Annotated in this window: 17 protein-coding genes and 1 tRNA gene; all 18 read left to right on the top strand. The window is 62.4% G+C overall.

What is annotated here, in order from left to right; translation table 11 throughout:
- Positions 1-22: 22 nt before the first annotated feature.
- A complete protein-coding gene (locus HDE78_RS16865; protein ID WP_255457873.1) occupies positions 23-1,252 on the top strand; it encodes an NADH-quinone oxidoreductase subunit D in 1,230 nt (409 codons plus the stop codon).
- 18 nt (positions 1,253-1,270) lie between these two features.
- A complete protein-coding gene (gene nuoE / locus HDE78_RS16860; protein WP_179481625.1) occupies positions 1,271-1,798 on the top strand; it encodes an NADH-quinone oxidoreductase subunit NuoE in 528 nt (175 codons plus the stop codon).
- Positions 1,799-1,801: 3 nt separating this feature from the next.
- A complete protein-coding gene (nuoF, locus tag HDE78_RS16855; RefSeq protein WP_179481623.1) occupies positions 1,802-3,127 on the top strand; it encodes an NADH-quinone oxidoreductase subunit NuoF in 1,326 nt (441 codons plus the stop codon).
- Positions 3,124-5,451, top strand: a complete 2,328-nt coding sequence (gene nuoG, locus HDE78_RS16850) for an NADH-quinone oxidoreductase subunit NuoG (RefSeq protein ID WP_179481621.1) — start codon at positions 3,124-3,126, stop codon at positions 5,449-5,451. The genes nuoF and nuoG overlap by 4 nt, the downstream gene beginning before the upstream one ends.
- 5 nt (positions 5,452-5,456) lie before the next feature.
- A complete protein-coding gene (nuoH, locus tag HDE78_RS16845; RefSeq protein ID WP_179481619.1) occupies positions 5,457-6,485 on the top strand; it encodes an NADH-quinone oxidoreductase subunit NuoH in 1,029 nt (342 codons plus the stop codon).
- Between the two features lie 8 nt (positions 6,486-6,493).
- Positions 6,494-6,985, top strand: a complete 492-nt coding sequence (nuoI, locus tag HDE78_RS16840) for an NADH-quinone oxidoreductase subunit NuoI (RefSeq protein ID WP_179481617.1) — start codon at positions 6,494-6,496, stop codon at positions 6,983-6,985.
- A 12-nt stretch (positions 6,986-6,997) separates the two neighbouring features.
- Complete coding sequence (locus tag HDE78_RS16835) at positions 6,998-7,651, top strand: NADH-quinone oxidoreductase subunit J (RefSeq protein ID WP_179481615.1); 654 nt, start codon at positions 6,998-7,000, stop codon at positions 7,649-7,651.
- Entirely contained in the window at positions 7,648-7,953 is a 306-nt protein-coding gene (nuoK, locus tag HDE78_RS16830; RefSeq protein ID WP_179481613.1) for an NADH-quinone oxidoreductase subunit NuoK, read from the top strand. The genes HDE78_RS16835 and nuoK overlap by 4 nt, the downstream gene beginning before the upstream one ends.
- A 4-nt stretch (positions 7,954-7,957) precedes the next feature.
- The gene (gene nuoL / locus HDE78_RS16825) at positions 7,958-10,000 is read left to right on the top strand and encodes an NADH-quinone oxidoreductase subunit L (RefSeq protein WP_179481611.1); all 2,043 of its coding nucleotides are present in this window, start codon (positions 7,958-7,960) and stop codon (positions 9,998-10,000) included.
- 15 nt (positions 10,001-10,015) lie between these two features.
- Positions 10,016-11,524, top strand: coding sequence for an NADH-quinone oxidoreductase subunit M (locus HDE78_RS16820; RefSeq protein ID WP_179481609.1), 1,509 nt, complete (start codon positions 10,016-10,018; stop codon positions 11,522-11,524).
- 12 nt (positions 11,525-11,536) lie between these two features.
- On the top strand, positions 11,537-12,991 hold the full coding sequence (gene nuoN / locus HDE78_RS16815) for an NADH-quinone oxidoreductase subunit NuoN (RefSeq protein ID WP_179481607.1): 1,455 nt from the start codon (positions 11,537-11,539) through the stop codon (positions 12,989-12,991).
- Positions 12,992-13,099: 108 nt separating this feature from the next.
- A tRNA-Met gene (locus tag HDE78_RS16810) sits at positions 13,100-13,176 on the top strand.
- A 210-nt stretch (positions 13,177-13,386) separates the two neighbouring features.
- The gene (gene rimP / locus HDE78_RS16805) at positions 13,387-13,932 is read left to right on the top strand and encodes a ribosome maturation factor RimP (RefSeq protein ID WP_179481605.1); all 546 of its coding nucleotides are present in this window, start codon (positions 13,387-13,389) and stop codon (positions 13,930-13,932) included.
- Positions 13,933-14,044: 112 nt separating this feature from the next.
- Positions 14,045-15,550 carry a transcription termination factor NusA gene (nusA, locus tag HDE78_RS16800; protein WP_179481603.1) on the top strand — a complete coding sequence of 502 codons (1,506 nt, stop codon included), beginning with the start codon at positions 14,045-14,047 and terminating at the stop codon, positions 15,548-15,550.
- 172 nt (positions 15,551-15,722) lie between these two features.
- Positions 15,723-18,551 carry a translation initiation factor IF-2 gene (gene infB, locus HDE78_RS16795; protein ID WP_179481601.1) on the top strand — a complete coding sequence of 943 codons (2,829 nt, stop codon included), beginning with the start codon at positions 15,723-15,725 and terminating at the stop codon, positions 18,549-18,551.
- An 84-nt stretch (positions 18,552-18,635) separates the two neighbouring features.
- Positions 18,636-19,019 (top strand): 30S ribosome-binding factor RbfA, encoded by a 384-nt coding sequence (gene rbfA / locus HDE78_RS16790; RefSeq protein ID WP_179481599.1) that lies wholly within the window; start codon positions 18,636-18,638, stop codon positions 19,017-19,019.
- Between the two features lie 27 nt (positions 19,020-19,046).
- Positions 19,047-19,982 (top strand): tRNA pseudouridine(55) synthase TruB, encoded by a 936-nt coding sequence (truB, locus tag HDE78_RS16785; protein ID WP_179481597.1) that lies wholly within the window; start codon positions 19,047-19,049, stop codon positions 19,980-19,982.
- A gap of 162 nt (positions 19,983-20,144) precedes the next feature.
- Positions 20,145-20,414, top strand: coding sequence for a 30S ribosomal protein S15 (gene rpsO, locus HDE78_RS16780; protein ID WP_179481595.1), 270 nt, complete (start codon positions 20,145-20,147; stop codon positions 20,412-20,414).
- Positions 20,415-20,470 lie beyond the last annotated feature (56 nt).

Raw genomic sequence — 20,470 nt, 5'->3', positions numbered from 1 at the left:
GCAAGAGATTCGCAACTACACGATGAACTTCGGCCCGCAGCATCCTGCGGCGCACGGCGTGCTGCGTCTGATCATGGAAATGGACGGCGAAACCATCGTCCGTGCCGATCCGCATATCGGCCTGCTGCACCGTGGTACCGAAAAGCTGGCCGAGTCCAAGCCGTTCAACCAGTCCATCGGCTACATGGATCGGCTCGATTACGTCTCGATGATGTGCAACGAGCACGCCTACGTGCGCGCCATCGAAACCCTGCTGGGTATCGAGGCGCCGGAGCGTGCGCAGTACATCCGCACCATGTTCGACGAGATCACCCGCATCCTGAACCACCTGATGTGGGTGGGCTCGAACGCGCTGGATCTCGGTGCGATGGCGGTATTCCTGTACGCCTTCCGCGAGCGCGAAGAGCTGATGGACTGCTACGAAGCCGTTTCCGGCGCTCGCATGCACGCGACGTATTACCGGCCTGGCGGCGTGTATCGCGACCTGCCGGCGCAGATGCCGCAGTACCGTGAGTCCCCGTGGCACAAGGGTAACGACCTCAAGCGTATCAACAGCTGGCGCGAAGGCTCGATGCTCGACTACCTCGAGGCGTTCACCAACGATTTCCCAAGCAAGGTCGACGAGTACGAAGAGCTGCTCACCGGCAACCGCATCTGGAAACAGCGCACCGTCGGTATCGGCGTGATCAGCCCGGAGCTGGCCCAACAGTGGGGCATGACCGGCGCGATGCTGCGCGGATCGGGCGTGGAATGGGATCTGCGCAAGAAGCAGCCCTATGCGAAATACGCCGACGTGGATTTCGACATTCCGGTTGGCGTAAACGGTGACTGCTACGACCGCTATCTGGTGCGCGTGGAAGAAATGCGCCAGTCCAATCGCATCATCCAGCAGTGCGTGAAATGGCTGAAGGCGAATCCGGGTCCGGTGATGGTGAAAAATTTCAAGGTCGCGCCGCCCACGCGCTTTGAAATGAAGGAGGACATGGAAGCCATGATCCATCACTTCAAACTGTTCACCGAAGGCTACTGCGTGCCGGCCGGCGAAACCTACTGCGCCGTGGAAGCGCCCAAGGGCGAGTTCGGCTGCTACCTGGTTTCCGATGGCGCCAACAAGCCTTTCCGCGTGCATCTGCGCGCACCGGGCTTCGCCCATCTCTCGTCCATGGACACCATCGTGCGCGGCCACATGCTCGCCGACGTGGTGGCCATGATTGGCACCTACGATCTCGTGTTCGGCGAAGTCGACCGCTGAGTCCGAAGGAAAGCATCTATGAAAGTCACCGGACATTTTGACCAGGTCAAGAACGTCGACCCGCTGGTCGTGCTCAGCGAGCACACGCGTCATCACATCGACGCCTGGGTCGCCAAGTTTCCACCCGACCGCAAGCGCTCGGCGCTGATCCAGTCGCTGTTCGCGGCGCAGGAGCAGAACCAGGGCTTTCTCAGCGACGACCTGATCGCCGCAGTGGCGAAGTACCTCGATCTGCCCACGGTCTGGGCGTACGAGGTGGCCAGCTTCTACTCGATGCTGGAAACCAAACCGGTCGGCCGCAACAATGTGGCGATCTGCACCAACATCTCATGCTGGCTCAACGGCGCGGACGACCTTGTGCGTCACTGCGAAAAGAAGCTCGGCGTAAAGCTGGGCGAAAGCACTGCCGACGGCCGCGTGTATCTGAAGAAAGAAGAAGAGTGCATCGCGGCCTGCGTGCGCGCACCGGCGATGACCGTCAACGGCCATTACCACGAGCATCTGGATATCCAGCAGCTCGACAAAATTCTGGACGGGTTGGAGTAGATCATGGCAGTCGGACCCGCACCGAAAGATCATCAGGTCGTCCTGACCACGCTGCATTTCGACAAGCCGTGGGCGATGGACAGCTACGAGCAAATAGACGGCTACAAGGCGTGGCGGAAAATTCTCGCCGAAAAGCCCGATCCGGCGACGTTGATCGAAGAGGTCAAGAAAAGCGCGCTGCGCGGTCGCGGCGGCGCCGGCTTTCCGACCGGGCTGAAATGGTCGTTCATGCCGAAAGGCACGATGCAGAAATACATGCTGTGCAATTCCGACGAGTCGGAGCCGGGCACCTCGCACGATCGCGATATCCTGCGCTACAACCCGCACGCAGTCATCGAAGGTCTGGCCATCGGCTGCTACTGCACCGGTGCCACGGTGGCGTACAACTATCTGCGCGGCGAATTTCATCACGAGCCGTTCGAGCATTTCGAAGAGGCGTTGAAAGAAGCCTATGCCGCCGGCCTGCTGGGCAAGGACATTCTGGGCAGCGGTGTGGACGTGGACATTTATGCCGCGCTCGGCGCCGGCGCGTACATCTGCGGTGAAGAAACCGCGCTGATGGAGTCGCTCGAAGGCAAGAAAGGGCAGCCGCGCTTCAAGCCGCCGTTCCCGGCCAACTTTGGGCTGTACGGCAAGCCGACGACGATCAACAACACCGAAACCTACGCTTCGATCCCGGCGATCATGCGTAACGGCGCGGACTGGTTCCTCAATATCGGCAAGCCGAACAATGGCGGCCCGAAAGTTTTCTCGGTATCGGGCCACGTGGCCAAGCCCGGCAACTTCGAAATCGCCCTGGGCACCCCGTTCAAGGACCTGCTCGACATGGCCGGCGGTCTGCGGCCGGGTCGTACGCTGAAGGCCGTGATCCCCGGCGGTGCCTCGATGAAGGTGCTGCCGGCCGAGATCATGATGGACATGACGATGGACTTCGACTGTCTGCAAAAGGCCGGTTCCGGTCTGGGTTCGGGCGCGGTCATCGTGATGGACGACACCGCCTGCATGGTGAAGGTCTGCCACCGCATTTCGCGCTTCTACTTCGCCGAATCCTGCGGCCAGTGCACGCCATGCCGCGAGGGCACCGGCTGGATGTACCGCGTGCTGTCGCGCATCGTCGAGGGCAAGGGCGTACCGGACGACTTGCATCGCCTCAAGGCCGTCGCCGGTCAGATCGAAGGTCACACCATCTGCGCCTTCGGTGAGGCGGCCGCGTGGCCGGTACAGGGTTTCCTCAACCGTTTCTGGCATGAATTCGAATATTACGTGGAGCACGGTCGTTCGATGACTGAAGACCAGATGGCCGAAGCCAGCCGCGGGGTGGCCGCATGAGCGCGCAGCCCGTTAGCCATGCCGCGCCCGACCTGCTGAATATCGAGGTCGACGGCAAGCCGACCCAGATCCGCAAGGGCGCGATGATCATCGAAGCGGCCGACGCCATTGGCGTCGCCATTCCACGCTTCTGCTATCACCGCAAGCTGCCGATCGCCGCCAACTGCCGCATGTGCCTGGTCGACGTGGAGATGGGCGGCAAGATGATGCCCAAGCCGCAGCCGGCCTGCGCCACGCCGGTGGCCGAGGGCATGAAGGTCACTACGCGTTCGGACAAGGCGCTGAAATTCCAGAAAGACGTGATGGAGTTTCTGCTGATCAACCATCCGCTGGACTGCCCGATCTGCGATCAGGGCGGCGAGTGCGAGCTGCAGGACGTGGCGCTGGGCTACGGCCGCAGCGTGTCGCGCTACACCGAGCGCAAGCGCACGATCACCGACGAGAACCTCGGTCCGCTGGTCGCCACCGAAATGACCCGCTGCATCCAGTGCACGCGCTGCGTGCGCTTCACCAGCGAAATTGCCGGTACCTACGAGCTCGGCGGCATGAGCCGCGGTGAAAATCTGCAGATCGGTACCTATATCGGCAAGACGCTGGAAACCGAGCTTTCCGGCAACATCATCGACGTGTGTCCGGTCGGCGCATTGACCAACAAGCCGTATCAGTTCCAGGCGCGCGCCTGGGAGCTGATCGCCAAGCCGTCGATCGCCTATCACGACGCATTGGGCTCCAACCTGTGGCTGCATACGCGCCGCGGCGATGTGCTGCGCACGGTGCCGCGTGACAACGAAGCGGTCAACGAGTGCTGGCTGTCCGACCGCGATCGCTACAGCTATCAGGGCATGTACGCCCCCGATCGCATCAGCGCACCGGAAGTGAAGCGCAACGGCCAGTGGCAGGTTACGACCTGGGAAGACGCACTGAAGGCGGCCGGCGAAGCCTTGAAGAAAGAGTCGGGCAGCGAACTGGGCGTTCTCGTTCACCCCGCGACCTCGAACGAGGAGGGCGATCTGCTGATGCGTCTGGCTCGCGGTCTGGGCAGCGCGCACGTCGATCACCGCCTGCGGCAGCTCGACTTTGCCGACAACGCGGTCGCCACGACGTTCGGTTTGCCGGTGGCCGAGATCGACAAGGTCAAGGCGGCGCTCATCGTCGGTTCCGATCTGCGTCACGAGATGCCGCTGGTCAATCACCGGCTGCACCAGGCGACCAAGAAGGGCGCCAAGGTCTACCTGGTCAACCCGGCGCAGTTCGCCTTCAACTACCCGCTGGCGGGTCAGGCCATCGTGGCGCCGCATGCCATGGTCGACGCCCTGCTGGCAGTGGCCAAAGCGGCCGTTAGTGCCGGCGCTTCGGCGCCATCGGCGCTGGCCGACGCGATCGACGGCGCGCAGGGCGACGATGGCGACAGAGAAGTCATCGGCGCGCTGAAATCCGGCAGCGCTGTCATCATCCTCGGCGAAGCCGCGGTGACGCATCCGCAGGCTTCGTGGCTGCGTGCGATTGCTCGCTTCATCGCCGAAGCGACCGGTGCCGGTTACAACGAATTGCCGGTCGGTGCCAACGCGGTCGGTCTGGCCAAGCTCGGCGTGCTGCCGGGCAACGGCGGCCTCGATGCGCAGGCCATGCTGGCGCAAGCGCGCAAGAGCTACGTGCTGTACGGCGTCGAGCCGCCGCACGATTTTGCCGACGGCGCTGCGGCGCTGAAAGCGCTGCGCGCGGCCGAGCAGGTCGTTGCTTTCAGTGCCTACGCCAGCACCGCCTTGCGTGAAGTCGCGGACGTGATTCTGCCGATCGCGCTACTGCCAGAAATCGACGCGACCCTGGTCAACGTCGACGGACTGGCACAGAGCGTCGCTGCCGGTGCCAAAGCCCCCGGACAGACCCGTGCGGGCTGGAAGGTGCTGCGTGCGCTGGGCGGTTCGCTGCAGCTGGCCGGCTTCGAATTCGACGATCTTGCCGGTCTGCGCGACGGCATCGGCGAGCGGCCGACAACAGTCACCCATGCGTTGGCCAAGCGTCAGGATGTCTCCGGTCTGGTTCGTCTGGCCACACTGCCGATCTATCGCACCGACGCCGTGCTGCGCCGTGCGACCGCGCTGCAGGCGCATCCTCTCAATCGCGCGCCTGCGGTACGCGTGAATGCGGATGAGGTGAAGCGTCTGGGTCTGACCGGCGGCGAGCAGGTTCGCGTGGCCGACGCGACCCTGGCGTTGACGATCGATCAGGCCGTTCCCGATGGCACTGTCTGGATCGAAGCCGGGCACGACATCACTGCCGCACTGCCGCCTTACGGCGCCGCCATTACTTTGAGCAAGGCATAAGCATCATGGTTGATCAACTCATCAATCATCTCGTGTGGCCGATCGTCTACATCCTGTGCATCACGATCCCGCTGATCCTCGCCGTGGCGATGTTCGTGTACTGGGAGCGCAAGGTCATCGGCTGGATGCACGTGCGCATGGGGCCGAACAAGATCGGTCCGCTCGGCCTGCTGCAGGCCTTCGCCGATGTGGTCAAGCTGCTGATTAAGGAAGTGATTTTGCCGACCACGGCCAATCGCTTTCTTTACTACCTGGCGCCGATGCTGACCCTGGTGCCGGCGCTCGCGGCCTGGGCGGTGATTCCCTTCAGCGGCAAGATGGTACTGTCGAACGCGAACGCCGGCGTGCTGTACCTGCTGGCGATGACCTCGCTCGGCGTGTACGGCATCATTCTCGCCGGCTGGGCGTCCAACTCGCGCTATGCGCTGCTCGGCGCGATGCGCTCGGCGGCTCAGGTGATTTCGTACGAGCTGGCGATGGGCCTGTGCCTGGTCTGCGTGCTGGTGCTGGCCGGCAGCCTCAACCTCACCGATATCGTCAACGCGCAGGCCGGCCACAAGGGTCTGCTCGACTGGTTCTGGCTGCCGCTGCTGCCGGTGTTCGTGATCTATTTCATCTCCGGCGTGGCCGAAACCAACCGCGCACCGTTCGACGTGGCCGAGGGCGAGTCGGAAATCGTCGCGGGTTTCCATGTGGAATATTCCGGCTCGGCGTTCGCGATTTTCTTCCTCGCCGAATACGCCAACATGATCCTGGTGAGCTTTCTCTCCGCGGTCCTGTTCATGGGCGGATGGCTGTCGCCGTTTCCTTCATCATGGGGCTTTATCGGGCACGCCGGTTTCCCGTGGTTGCTGATCAAGGCTTTCCTGTTTTCGTTCCTGTTCCTCTGGTTCCGCGCCAGCTTCCCGCGCTACCGCTATGACCAGATCATGCGGCTGGGCTGGAAGGTATTCATTCCCATCGCCATCGTGTGGGTTCTTGTGGCCGGCTGCCTGAAATATTTCGGCTGGGTCACCATCGGCACGGGGGTCTGAAGAAAGCCATGTCCCGCATTACCCACTATTTCAAAAGTCTGCTGTTGATCGAACTGTTTCGCGGCATGGGTTTGACCATCCGTTACATGTTCAAGCCGAAATACACCGTGCGCTATCCGATGGAGCACATTCCGAAGTCGAACCGCTTCCGCGGCCTGCACGCGTTGCGCCGTTACGCCAACGGCGAAGAGCGCTGCATCGCCTGCAAGCTTTGCGAGGCGGTGTGTCCGGCCTTGGCGATCACCATCGACTCGGCGCCGCGCGCCAGTGACGGCCAGCGCCGCACCACGCGCTACGACATCGATCTGTTCAAGTGCATCTTTTGCGGCTTTTGCGAGGAGAGCTGTCCGGTGGACTCGATCGTCGAAACCAGCATCCACGAATACCATTTCGAACATCGCGGCGAGAACGTGGTGAACAAGCTGCAGCTGCTCGCCATCGGCGATCGCTTCGAGAAGCAGATTGCCGCCGATCGTACCCAAGACGCGGCATATCGCTGAGGCCGTCGACCCATGAATCCCCAACTGCTGCAACTCATCTGTTTTTACCTGTTCGGTTTCATCGCCGTAGTGGCCGCGCTGGCAGTGATCACGCTGAAGAACACCGTGCACGCCGTATTGTCGCTGGTACTGACGTTTTTCAGCGCGGCCTGCCTGTGGATGCTGGCCGATGCCGAATTTCTCGCGCTGGCGCTCATCGTCGTCTATGTCGGCGCGGTGATGGTGCTGTTCCTGTTCGTGGTGATGATGCTGGACATCGATCAGGAGAAAATGCGCGAGGGCTTCGTCAAGTTCCTGCCGGTGGGCCTGATCGTGGCTGCGGCGATGCTGGTCGAGATGCTCGGTCTGATCGGCGTCAAGGCCATGCACGCACAGGTGATGGGCGCCGATCCGGCGGTAGTGGCCGGCGTGTCCAACACGGCGTGGCTGGGCCAGGCGCTGTACACCAAATACCTGCTGCCGTTCGAAGTGGCGGCGTTGATTCTTACCGTGGGCGTGGTGGCCGCCGTGGCACTGACGCTGCGTCAGCGCGTCGATGCCACCCGGCACGAGTCGGCCAGCGAGCAGGTTCGCGTCAATCCGCGCGACCGCGTCCGCATCGTGAAAATGGACGCCGTGCGTCCCGCCCAGCCAACACCCGTGCCGCCCCAGGAGCCAAGCTCATGATCACGCTATCGCACTACATCGTGCTTGGCGCCATTCTGTTCTGCATCGCTGTCGCCGGCCTGTTCATCAACCGCAAGAACGTCATCGTGCTGCTGATGTCGATCGAGCTGATGCTGCTGGCAGTGAATACCAACTTCGTGGCGTTCTCGCGTTTTCTCGGCGATGTGTCGGGTCAGGTGTTCGTCTTCTTCATTCTTACCGTGGCGGCAGCAGAAGCGGCCATCGGTCTGGCGATATTGGTGCTGCTGTTCCGCAATCGCAGCACGATCAATATTTCCGATATCGACAGCATGAAGGGCTGAACACATGGGTCTTTCCACTTCCATTTTGCTGACGATTGCGCTGGCGCCCCTGCTCGGGTGTCTGCTGGCCGGCTTTCTCGGCAAGTTCATCGGCCGGGCCGGTTCGCATACCGTCACCATCCTCGGCGTCGCCATTTCGTGCGCGCTGGCGTTCTACGTGCTGTATCAGCTCACCCTCGGCGGTGCGCCGGTCTACAACCAGAATCTCTATACCTGGTTCCAGATCGGCCGTTTCAGCGCCAGCGTCGGCTTCATGGTCGATCGCCTGACCGCGATGATGCTGGTAGTGGTGAGCTTCGTCTCACTGCTGGTGCATCTGTACACCATTGGCTATATGAGCGACGACCCGGGCTACAAGCGCTTCTTCGCCTATATTTCGCTGTTCACCTTTTCGATGTTCATGCTGGTGATGAGCAACAACTTCATGCAGCTGTTCTTCGGCTGGGAAGCAGTGGGCCTGGTGTCGTACCTGCTGATCGGCTTCTGGTACAAGAAGCCGACCGCGATCTTCGCCAATCTCAAGGCGTTCCTGGTCAACCGCGTAGGCGACTTCGGCTTTCTGCTCGGCATCGCCGGCGTGCTGTATTTCCTCGGCACGATGGACTACACCACGGCCTTTGCCGCCGCGCCCAGCCTTGTCGGCAAGACGCTGCAGATCACCGCGAACACGCACTGGGATGCTGCCACTGTTGTGTGCATCTGCCTGTTCATCGGCGCGATGGGCAAGTCGGCCCAGGTGCCGCTGCACGTGTGGCTGCCCGACTCGATGGAAGGCCCGACGCCGATTTCCGCACTGATCCACGCGGCGACGATGGTGACGGCGGGTATCTTTATGGTGGCGCGCATGTCGCCGCTGTTCGAGCTGTCGCAGACCGCGCTGAGCTTCATCATGGTGATCGGTGCGACCACGGCATTGTTCACCGGCATGATCGGCATCGTGCAGAACGACATCAAGCGCGTGATCGCGTATTCCACGCTCTCGCAGCTGGGATACATGACCGTGGCGCTGGGCGTGTCGGCCTACACCGGCGCGGTGTATCACCTGATGACGCACGCGTTCTTCAAGGCGCTGCTGTTCCTCGGTGCCGGCTCGGTGATCATCGCGATGCATCACGAGCAGGACATGCGCTACATGGGCGGCCTGCGCAAGTACATGCCGATCACCTGGATCACCATGTGGATCGGTTCGCTGGCGCTGTGCGGCGTGCCGTTCTTCTCGGGTTTTTACTCGAAGGACGCGATCATCGAGGCCGTCGGCGAGTCGCATCGCTGGGGCGCGGGCTACGCTTACTTCTGCGTGATGGCCGGTGCCATGGTCACGGGCCTGTACACTTTCCGCCAGATGTATCTGACTTTCCACGGCAAGGAGCGCTTTACCGTGGTCGAGCACCACGGGCATGCGCACCTGGACGATCATCACGATCACCATGAGTCGGGCGTGCTGGAACATGCGCCGCACGAATCGCCCTGGGTGGTGACGGTGCCGCTGGTGCTGCTGGCGATTCCCTCATTGTTGGTCGGTTTCTTCACCGTGGGGCCGATGCTGTTCGGCAACTGGTTCGGCAGCGCGATCCATATCGACGAGGCCGATAACGTACTGGCGGAAGTCGGCAAGGAATTTCACGGCGCCATGGACATGGCATTGCACGGGTTTACTCCGTTCGGTCCGTTCGGCCTGGTCTTGCTGGCTTTCGCCATCCAGACCTACATCTACCTGTTCAACCCGGCGATGGCCGGCAAGATCAAGAGTGCGCTGAAGCCGCTGTGGACCGTGCTGGACAACAAGTACTGGGTCGACAATGTCTACTTTGCGGTTTTCGCTCGCGGCGGCGTCAAGCTGGGGCAGGGCTTCTGGAAGGTTGCCGACGCCGGCCTGATCGACGGCGTGATGGTCAACGGCTCGGTGAGCGTGGTTCACCGCATCGCGGCCACGGTGCGCCGTCTGCAGTCGGGTTATCTGTATCACTACGCATTCGCCATGATTCTCGGCCTGATCGTTTTGTTGGGCGGATATTGGTTGATCGGTTCCGGCGTGGCCGGGCAATAAGGGAAGCAGGCACACATGTTCACTCACTTGCTTAGCCTGCTGATCTGGCTACCTGTTGCCGGCGCGATTCCGGTGCTGCTGGCCGGCTCGAAGCGGCCCAATCTCGCACGCTGGCTGTCGCTGATCGTGGCGGTGCTCACCTTCGTGGTCAGCCTGTTCCTGCTAGTGCAGTACCAACCCGATGCCGGCGGTATGCAGCTGGTCGAGAACTATCTGTGGATCCCGTCGTGGGGCGTGCATTACGGCCTGGCGGCGGACGGCATCTCCGTCGCGCTGATTCTGATGACTACCTTCGTCAGCATCCTGGTCATCGTCGGTGCGTGGGAAGTCATCCAGGACAAGCCGCATCAGTACATGGCCGCGATGCTGGTGCTGGAAGGCCTACTGATCGGCGTGTTCTGCGCGACCGACGCGCTGCTGTTCTATGCGCTGTTCGAGGCGATCCTGATCCCGATGTTCATCCTCATCGGCATCTGGGGCGGGCCGCGGCGCGTGTATGCCACGCTGAAGTTCTTCATCTATACGTTCTTCGGCTCGGTCTTCATGCTGATCGCGCTGCTGTACCTGTATCAGAAGGCCGGCACGTTCGATCTCGCCACGCTGGCGGCACTGCCGCTGACGATGAAGGAGCAGACCTGGATCTTCTTTGCTTTCCTGATCGCCTTTGCCATCAAGGTGCCGATGGTTCCTGTGCACACCTGGCTGCCCGACGCGCACGTCGAGGCGCCGACCGGCGGGTCGGTGGTGCTGGCGGCGGTGATGCTGAAGGTGGGTACCTACGGTTTCCTGCGCTTCATTCTGCCGATCACGCCCGATGCCGGCGCGCATTACGCCTGGCTGGTGATCGTGCTGAGCCTGGTTGCGATCGTCTACATCGGCTATGTCGCGCTGGTGCAGGAGGACATGAAGAAGCTGGTGGCGTATTCGTCGATCGCCCATATGGGCTTCGTGACGCTGGGCATTTTCATCGCCTTTCTGCTGGTGCGCGATCCGGCCAGCGTCGACATGGCCAAGTTGGGCATGCAGGGCGCCATGATCCAGATGATTTCGCACGGCTTCGTATCAGGCGCGATGTTCAGCTGTATCGGCGTGATGTACGACCGCCTGCACACGCGCCAGATCAAGGACTACGGCGGCGTCATCAACGTGATGCCGTGGTTCGGCTTTTTCTATGTGTTGTTCGCCATGGCTAACTGCGGGTTGCCCGGCACCAGCGGTTTCGTCGGCGAGTTCATGGTGATCCTGGCCAGCTTCAGCGCCAATCCCTGGATTGCACTGTTCGCCGCCTTCACGCTGATCATAGGCGCGGCTTACACGCTGTGGATGGTGAAGCGCGTGCTCTGGGGCGATATCACCAATCCGCACGTGGCCGAGATGAAGGAGATCAACGGTCGCGAGACGTTCGTGCTGATCGCCTTCGCCGCCGCGGTACTGGCGCTGGGTATCTGGCCGCAGCCGTTGGTCCACCTGATGGACACCTCGGTGTCGCATCTGGTGCAGCAGCTTGCCATTCACAAGATTTGATCGGGACAAGACATGCCGAATTTGAATGACATCCTGATCATGCTGCCGGAGTTCTATCTGGTAGTGGCCGCGTGCTTGCTGTTGCTGCTGGACGCGTTCATGAAATCCACCGAGCGGCCGATGCTGCACTGGATTTCCATTGCGGTGCTGCTCGTGGGGATCTATCTGGTCATCGCCGGCCAGCCGGCGCAGACGGTCACCGCGTTTGGTGGCATGTTCGTGCGCGATCGCGTGGCCGAGATCCTCAAGGTCTTCGCCTTGCTCACCACGGCCATCGTGTTCGTGTACGCCAGGCCGTATCTGATCGATCGCAAGCTGGTCAACGGCGAGTTCTATACGCTGATGATCTTCGCGGTGATCGGCATCATGCTGCTGGTGTCTGCCGGCAGTCTCGTCACGGTGTATTTGGGTCTGGAGCTGCTGTCGCTGTCGTCGTATGCGCTGGTGGCATTGAACCGCGACGCCCGGCTGCCGTCGGAAGCGGCGATCAAGTATTTCGTGCTGGGTGCGCTGGCCTCGGGCATGCTGCTCTACGGCATGTCGATGGTTTACGGTGCGTCGGGTATGGGCGGTACGCCGACGCTGGATCTGGCGCAGCTGCATCACGTAACCTCGTACACTACGGCGCCGAAACTGCTGCTGTTCGGGTTGATCTTCATGATCGTGGGCATCGGCTTCAAGCTGGGCGCCGCGCCGTTCCACATGTGGATACCGGACGTTTATCAGGGTGCGCCGACGCCGGTCACCGCGTTTATCGCGTCGGGTTCCAAGCTGGCGGCGTTCGGCATGGCGTATCGCCTGCTCGATGCCGGCATGGGCGACCTGGCACACCAGTGGCAGCTGATGCTGGCGGTGTTGGCGGTGCTGTCGCTGGCGATCGGTAACTTGGTCGCGATCGTGCAGACCAATCTGAAGCGTCTGCTGGCTTATTCGACCATCTCGCACATGGGCTACCTGCTGCTCGGCCTGTCGGCTGCCAGCCCGGAAGGCTATGCGGCGGCGATGTTCTATGCGATCTGCTACGCGCTGATGAGCGTGGCGGCATTCGGCGTGATTCTGGTGTTGGCGCGGTCGGGCTTCGAGTGCGAAGAGATCTCCGATCTAAAGGGGCTGAACCAGAAGTCGCCGTGGCTGGCGTTCCTGATGATGCTGGCGATGTTCTCGCTGGCCGGCGTGCCGCCGCTGGTCGGCTTCTGGGCCAAGGTGCTGGTGCTGGAGTCGGCGATTCACGCCGACATGCTGTGGCTGTCGCTGGTGGGCGTAGTGTTTGCGATCATCGGCCTCTACTACTACCTGCACGTGGTCAAGGTGGTCTATTTCGACAAACCGGCCGAAGGCAGCGTGCTGGCCGCGAAGCCGGACGCGTCGCTACGGATCGTGTTGTCGCTGAACGCACTGGCGTTGCTGGCTCTGGGCCTGTTCTGGGGCCCCCTGCTTGGCTGGTGCCGCAGCGCGTTCGGTCTGTGATCGTCCACCGCTTCGTCGTCGCGACCGTTTAATTGCATGTTTATGACTTTTTCTGTGGCCATTCGCTTGCAAGAAACCGGCCATACGATTAAACTTCTCGGACTCTGATGCGGGGTGGAGCAGTCTGGCAGCTCGTCGGGCTCATAACCCGAAGGTCGCAGGTTCGAATCCTGCCCCCGCTACCAGATCTTTCTTGATTCAAAGAAAGCCTCCTTGTGAGGCTTTTTTGTTGGGCGCAGGGTTGCGCAGTGCCGGAACGAGATGTTTTGGGCGCGGTAGAGTGCGGTAGAGCAGATACATCGGCGTAGTAAGGAAATGGGCCGTCGGAGCCCTTTTTTTGTTTCTGCGGTTCCCAGTTTGGTGATGTGATTGACGGTGGTCTGGGAGACAAACCCATGGATACAAAGGCATTGGCGGTACGATTCAACGACGTTCTGGCCGATTTGCGGCTGGAATGCATCGGTGTGGAGTTCACCCCGTCGCATGGGCAGAGTACCCTTCGGGTTTATTTGGACCTTCTGGACAAGAGCGAACCCGATGAGGCTGGCGCGGACGGTGAACGTCGCGAAGTCGGCATCGAGGATTGCGAGACGGCGAGCCGTGAGCTTTCCGCGCTGCTGGATGTCGAGGATCCGATTCCGGGCAACTACGTGCTGGAAGTGTCCTCGCCCGGCCTGGATCGCCCTCTGTTCAACGCAGCGCAGTTTGCGAAAGTCGTCGGTCAGGAAATCAAGCTGCTGCTGAACGCACCACTGGACGGTCGTCGTCGCCTGCGCGGCAAGCTGGTTTCCGTGGAAGGCGAGCACATTACGCTGGAAGCCGAAGGCAAGACGTTCGCGTTCGAGCATTCGCTGGTGGACACCGCCCGCGTGGTGCCGGATTGGGTGGCGCTGGGTTATGCGCCTCAGCCCAAACGCGGCGGCAAGCCGGCCAGCAAGTGATTGAAGAATTGAATAGTGCGGCCATGGATGGCCGCCTCGTGATCCTGGCGTTCAGGGACGAACGCAAAACTCGACGTTTGGGAAGCCTGCGGGCGCCTATGGAGTTGCTGCAATGAGCAAAGAGCTTTTGCTGGTCGTTGATGCCGTCGCCAATGAAAAGGGCGTGCCGCGTGAAGTCATTTTCGAAGCCATGGAAGCCGCGCTGGCTTCGGCGGCGAAGAAGCGCTATCCGGACGAAGAGCCGGATATTCGCGTGTCCATCGACAGCGATACCGGCGAATACGAGACCTTTCGCCGCTGGGAAGTGATTGCCGACGATGGCGAGATGGAGTCGCCGTCCTATCAGCTGCGCCTGATGGACGCGATCGACGAGCGCCCGGGCGCCGAGGTCGGTGAATTCATCGAGCAGCAGGTCGAGAACGCCGAGTTCGGCCGCATCGCCGCGCAGGCCGCCAAGCAGGTGATCGTGCAGCGCGTGCGTGAAGCCGAGCGCCAGCAGGTGGTCGACGCCTTCGCCGATCGCGTTGGCGAGCTGGTCACCGGCATCGTCAAGCGCGTCGAGCGCGGCAACATCTATCTGGACCTGGGCAGCAATGCTGAGGCATTCATTCCGCGCGACAAGACGATTCCGCGCGAATCGGCCCGTGTCGGCGATCGCGTGCGCGGCTATCTGTATGAAGTGAAGTCCGAAGTGCGCGGCCCGCAGCTGTTCGTGTCGCGCGCCGCCCCGGAATTCATGATCGAGCTGTTCAAGCTCGAAGTGCCGGAAGTGGGTCAGGGTCTGGTCGAGATCAAGGGCTGCGCCCGCGATCCGGGCGACCGAGCCAAGATCGCCGTGCTCGCGCACGACAGCCGCACCGATCCGATCGGCGCCTGCATCGGCATGCGCGGTTCGCGCGTGCAGGCGGTGTCGAACGATCTCAACGGCGAGCGCGTCGACATCATCCTGTGGCACGAGAACCAGGCGCAGTTCGTCATCAATGCGATGGCGCCGGCCGAAGTGCAGTCGATCATCATGGATGAAGAAAAGCATTCCATGGACATCGCGGTGGCCGAGGACAAGCTGTCCCAGGCGATCGGTCGCGGCGGCCAGAACGTACGTCTGGCCAGCAAGCTGACCGGCTGGCAGCTCAATGTGATGACCCAGGATCAGGTCACCGCCAAGAGCGAGTCCGAGCAGGAGGCCGCACGCCAGCTGTTCATGGACAAGCTTGAAGTCGACCAGGAAATCGCCATTATCCTGGTGCAGGAAGGCTTTTCCAGCATCGAGGAAATCGCCTACGTTCCCAGCGCCGAGCTGCTGGCGGTCGAGGGTTTCGACGAGGATATCGTCGAGGAACTCCGTGCCCGCGCCCGCGATGCGCTGCTCACCGAGGCACTGGCAGCAGAGGAGGGCGTGGGCGACCATCAGCCTTCCGACGAACTGCTTACGCTCGAGGGCATGGACGAAGCCACCGCCTATGCGCTGGCCGCCCGCGAAATCAGCACGCTGGACGACCTGGCCGATCAGGCGGTGGACGACCTGATCGATATCGAAGGCATGGACGAAGCGCGGGCCGCTGCTCTGATCATGGCTGCACGAGCGCCGATGATCGAACGGTTGGAGAAAGGCGGCTAACCCGCGGACGAGGCTGCGCCCTGGATGGGCGCGCTGAGAAAGGTTTCTTCGGAAGCCTTTCACCATGGATGGCGGTGGCGGTGCAACTTATCGCGGCACAGTCGACAAGGACCGAGAAAGGTCTTCAGGGCCCGCAAGAGCCCAAGCGCGGAAACGGCGGAGCAACAACACGATGTCGGACACGATCAAACAACTCGCCCATACACTGGGCATGCCCGTCGACCGGCTGCTCAAGCAGCTCGGCGAAGCCGGCATGGAATTTTCCGATCAGGAACAGACCATCAGCAGCACCGAAAAGGTGAAGCTGCTCGGGTTCCTGCGTCGCACGCACGGCAAGAACGAAGTCGCCGCCGAAACCGGTGACAGCGCGCCCCGCCAGATCACGCTCAAGCGTCGCACCGTCGGTGAATTGAAAATCGCCACGCCGGGTGCCCGTGGCACGGTGGGCACGGCGAAGACGGTCAACGTCGAGGTTCGCGCCAAGCGCACCTACGTCAAGCGCAGCGAAATCGCGGGCGATGCCGGCGTCGATGGCGAGCGCGAAGACGCCATGCGCAAGCTGCAGGAGTCGCAGCAGCAGCGCGAGGCCGAAGAGCGTGAGCGTGCCGAAGCCGAGCAGCGCCGCCAGCAGGAAGCGCAGCAGCGCGCCCTGGAAGAGCAGCAGCGCCAGCAGGAGCAGGCCGATGCCCAGGCTGCCGCCGAATCGGCCGCCGCCCGCGTCGACCAGGTCGCGGAAGTGCCCGCTCCCGTCCCGGTCGCCGAGGCTCCGGCCCCGGCGCCCGCGCCGGCTGCCGACGAGCCCTTCGTGACCCAGCGCATGGACACCCGCGAGCTGGGCATGATTCTTCCGCGCATTCACGAGCCGCGCAAACGCGAAAAGCTGGTCAAGCCCGTTCCCGCCCCGGCACCCGCTCCAGCGGCGCCCGCCGCTGCACCAGCGGCACGACCACCGAGCGCCGACGCCACTGCACCCGGCGCCTCGTCCGGCGATGCCAGCCGCAAGCCCAAGCATGCGCGAGAGCGCAGCGAAGTCCCTGGCAGCGGCAAGGAAGAGCGCGACGGCAGCAAGCGTTTCGCCGGTGGCCAGATGCATTTGAGCGAGGCCGACCGGGCTCGCCGCTCGTCGTCGTCGAACAACAAGCGCGGCGGCAAGGCCGGTCGTCTGTCCGGTCGCGACATGTCGCGCAGCAACAGCGCCCCGACCGGCCCGCACGGCTTTTCACGCCCGACTGCACCTGTCGTGCGTGAAGTCGTCGTGGCCGAGACCAACAGCGTGGCCGATCTGGCGCAGAAGATGGCGGTCAAGGGTTCGGAGGTGGTCAAGGCGCTGTTCAAGATGGGCGTCATGGCGACCATCAACCAGACCGTCGATCACGATACCGCCGTGCTGGTGGTCGAGGAGCTCGGCCATACTGTTGTGGCCGACACCCAGAGCAACGCCGAAGACACCCTGGCCGCGCACACGCAGAATGTGGAGCTGGTCGGCGACAAGGTCACGCGTCCGCCGGTGGTCACCATCATGGGCCATGTCGATCACGGCAAAACCTCGCTGCTCGATTACATCCGTCGTACCAAGGTGGCGTCGGGCGAGGCAGGCGGCATCACGCAGCACATCGGCGCATATCACGTCGAAACCTCGCGTGGCGTCATCACCTTCCTCGACACGCCCGGACACGCGGCGTTTACCTCGATGCGTGCCCGCGGTGCGCAGTCGACCGATATCGTGGTGCTGGTGGTGGCCGCCGATGACGGCGTCATGCCCCAGACTGTCGAAGCGGTGAAGCATGCGCGCGCCGCCAAGGTGCCGCTGATCGTCGCCGTCAACAAGATGGACAAGGACGGCGCCAACCCGGAGAACGTGAAGCAGGGTCTGGTGCAGTACGAAGTGGTGCCGGAAGACTGGGGCGGCGACGTGCAGTTCATTCCTGTGTCGGCCAAGGCCGGTACCGGTGTCGACGACCTGCTCGATGCGATCTCGATCCAGGCCGAAGTGATGGAGCTGAAGGCCGTAGCCGACGGCCGCGCCTCGGGCGTGGTGATCGAGTCCAGCCTCGACCGGGGCCGTGGTCCGGTGGCGACCGTGCTGGTGCAGCAGGGCACGCTGAAGAAAGGCGATTTCATCGTGTGCGGCGTCGAATACGGCCGTATGCGCGCGCTGATCGACGAAAACGGCAAGCAGGTGCAGGAGGCCGGCCCGTCGATTCCGGTGCAGGTGCTGGGCCTTTCCGGTGTGCCGGAAACCGGCGACGACTTTGTCTGCGTCGACGACGAGCGGCTGGCGCGCGAAGTGGCGCAGGAGCGCGAGCTCAAGCGCCGCGAAACGCGCATGGTCAGCAAGAGCAATCGTCTGGAAGACATCATTGCCAAGATGGGTCAGGGCGTGGAGCAGCAGACGCTCAACATCCTGGTCAAGGGCGATGTGCAGGGTTCGGTCGAGGCGTTGCGCGAGTCGCTGACGCAGATTGGCAACGAGCGTGTGCGCGTCAACGTGGTTTCCTCCGGCGTGGGCGGCATCAACGAATCCGATGCCACGCTGGCCGCGGCTTCCAAGGCCTTGGTGATCGGTTTCAACGTGCGTGCCGACGCCTCCGCGCGCAAGGTGATCGAGACGTCCGGTCTGGACGTGCGTTACTTCTCGATCATCTACGACGTGATCGATCAGGTGACCCAGGCGGCCACCGGCCTGCTCGGCATGGAAGTGCGCGAGGACATCATCGGTATCGCCCAGGTCCGCGACGTGTTCCGCAGCTCCAAGTTCGGCGCCGTGGCCGGTTGTATGGTCGTCGAGGGCTCGGTCAAGCGCAGCAAGCCGATCCGCGTGCTGCGCGACAACGTGGTGATCTTCGAAGGCGAGCTCGAATCGCTGCGCCGCTTCAAGGAGCTGGTCGACGAAGTGCGCAACGGCATGGAGTGCGGTATCGCCGTGAAGCAGTACAACGACGTCAAGCCGGGCGACCAGATCGAGTGCTTCGAGCGCACGGAAGTCGCACGTACGCTGTAACAGCGAAGGGTCGAGGGACGAGTCAAGAGGACTTTCTCGTCCCTCGAATCTCGTCTCTCGCCCCTGGATTTTGAGGAACCTGCCATGCCATCCCGTGATTTCAAACGCACCGACCGGATCGGTGCCGAACTGCGCCGCGAACTGGGTTTGCTGGTGCATGCGGCCGTGCGCGATCACGGCCTGCCGTCGGTCAGCGTGTCCGACGTCGAGATCACCCGTGACCTGGACTGGGCCACGGTATGGGTTACCGCGCTGATGCCCGAACAGGGGTTGCCGGCAGTGAAGGCGCTCAACGACATCAGCCACGAGATTCGTCATTCGCTGGCGCACAGCGGCATGCGCATGCGGCGCGTGCCGGAGTTGAAGTTCAAGTACGACGATTCGGTCGACAAGGGCGAGCGCATCGAATCGCTGCTGCGCCAACAATCGCGCGATCTGTTGCCGCCCGCCGGCGACAAGAAAGACTGATCCATCGACGTTGGCAGCAAGGCATTGATGAGTCGTTCCATTCGTATTCCGCGCGTTCAAAACCGCGATCTGCACGGCATTCTCCTGCTCGACAAGCCGCTGGGCCTGAGTTCCAACCAGGCGTTGCAGGCGGTTCGACGAGTGCTGCGCGCGTCCAAGGGCGGTCATACCGGCGCGCTCGATCCTCTGGCCACGGGCCTGTTGCCGCTGTGTTTCGGTGAGGCGACCAAGCTGGCCGGTAGCCTGCTGGGTTCGCGCAAGGCATATATCGCGCAGTGCCAGCTCGGCGTCACCACCGATACCGCGGACAAGGAAGGCGAGGTTCTGCTGAGCCGGCCGGTACCGGCCTTGGATGAGGCCACCATCGAGGCGGCGCTGGTGAAACTGCGCGGTCGCATCCTGCAGGTGCCGCCGGTTTACTCGGCGCTGAAGCAGGACGGCGAGCGACTGTACGTCAAGGCCCGCCGCGGCGAGGCGGTCGAGGTGCCGGCGCGCGAGGTCGACGTTTATCGCCTCGATTTACTGGCCCGTACGGACGACACGCTGACCTTGCATATCGAATGCGGTTCGGGCACCTACGTACGTTCGCTGGCGGTGGATATTGGCGAGGATCTGGGCTGCGGAGCGCACGTCACGACGCTCCGGCGTCTTTGGGTCGAGCCGTTTCGGGAGCCGCGGATGGTGACCATCGAGGAACTTCAGCAGGCGGCTGAGCAGGGCGACGAGGCGCTGCTGACGTCGCTGCTTCCCGTATCGGCCGGATTGGCCGATCTGCCGTCGGTGAACCTGGACGATGGTCAGAGCATGGCCATCTCGCGCGGTCAGAAGATTCAGCTGGATCCTGCGCCGCGGGTTGGCCAGTGCGCGGCCTACGCCAGCGATGGTGCCCTGCTGGCCCTCATCGAAGTGGATATTCAGGGATTTACCCGGATCGTGCGCGGATTCAACCTGCCGCCGGGCTAGCGGATTTAGCGGGATAATCCCCGCGCACTTGTTGTAACACCACTGTGGTCAGTAGAATAGACAGGTTATTTAAACGCTTTCATTCATTAGGCGAAGCTTACGCAACGTCATTCGTGGTGACGTTGCGTAAGCTTCGCATCGCTTTTCAAGGAATTCATACTCATGTCCCTCACCGTAGAACAAACCGGCAAGATCATTGCTGATTTCGGCCGCGTCCCCAACGACACCGGTTCGTCGGAAGTCCAGGTTGCGCTGCTTTCGGCCCGCATCGACCACCTGACCAGCCATTTCAAAGAGCACAAGCAGGATCATCATTCCCGCCGCGGCCTGCTGAAACTGGTCAACCAGCGCAAGCGCCTGCTGAGCTACCTGAAAGATCGCGATCTTGCCCGTTACCAGACCCTGATCGAACGCCTCGGCCTGCGTCGGTAATTCAGCGTAGGTAGCCTGTGCGTTCGTCCGTGAACGCAGAGATCGAAAAGCGGTCA

The organism is Rhodanobacter sp. K2T2 (assembly GCF_013408815.1).
In the GTDB taxonomy this organism is placed as follows: domain Bacteria; phylum Pseudomonadota; class Gammaproteobacteria; order Xanthomonadales; family Rhodanobacteraceae; genus Rhodanobacter.
The sequence above is the reverse complement of the archived record's forward strand: the minus strand, read 5'-3'. Positions and strand labels throughout refer to the sequence as shown.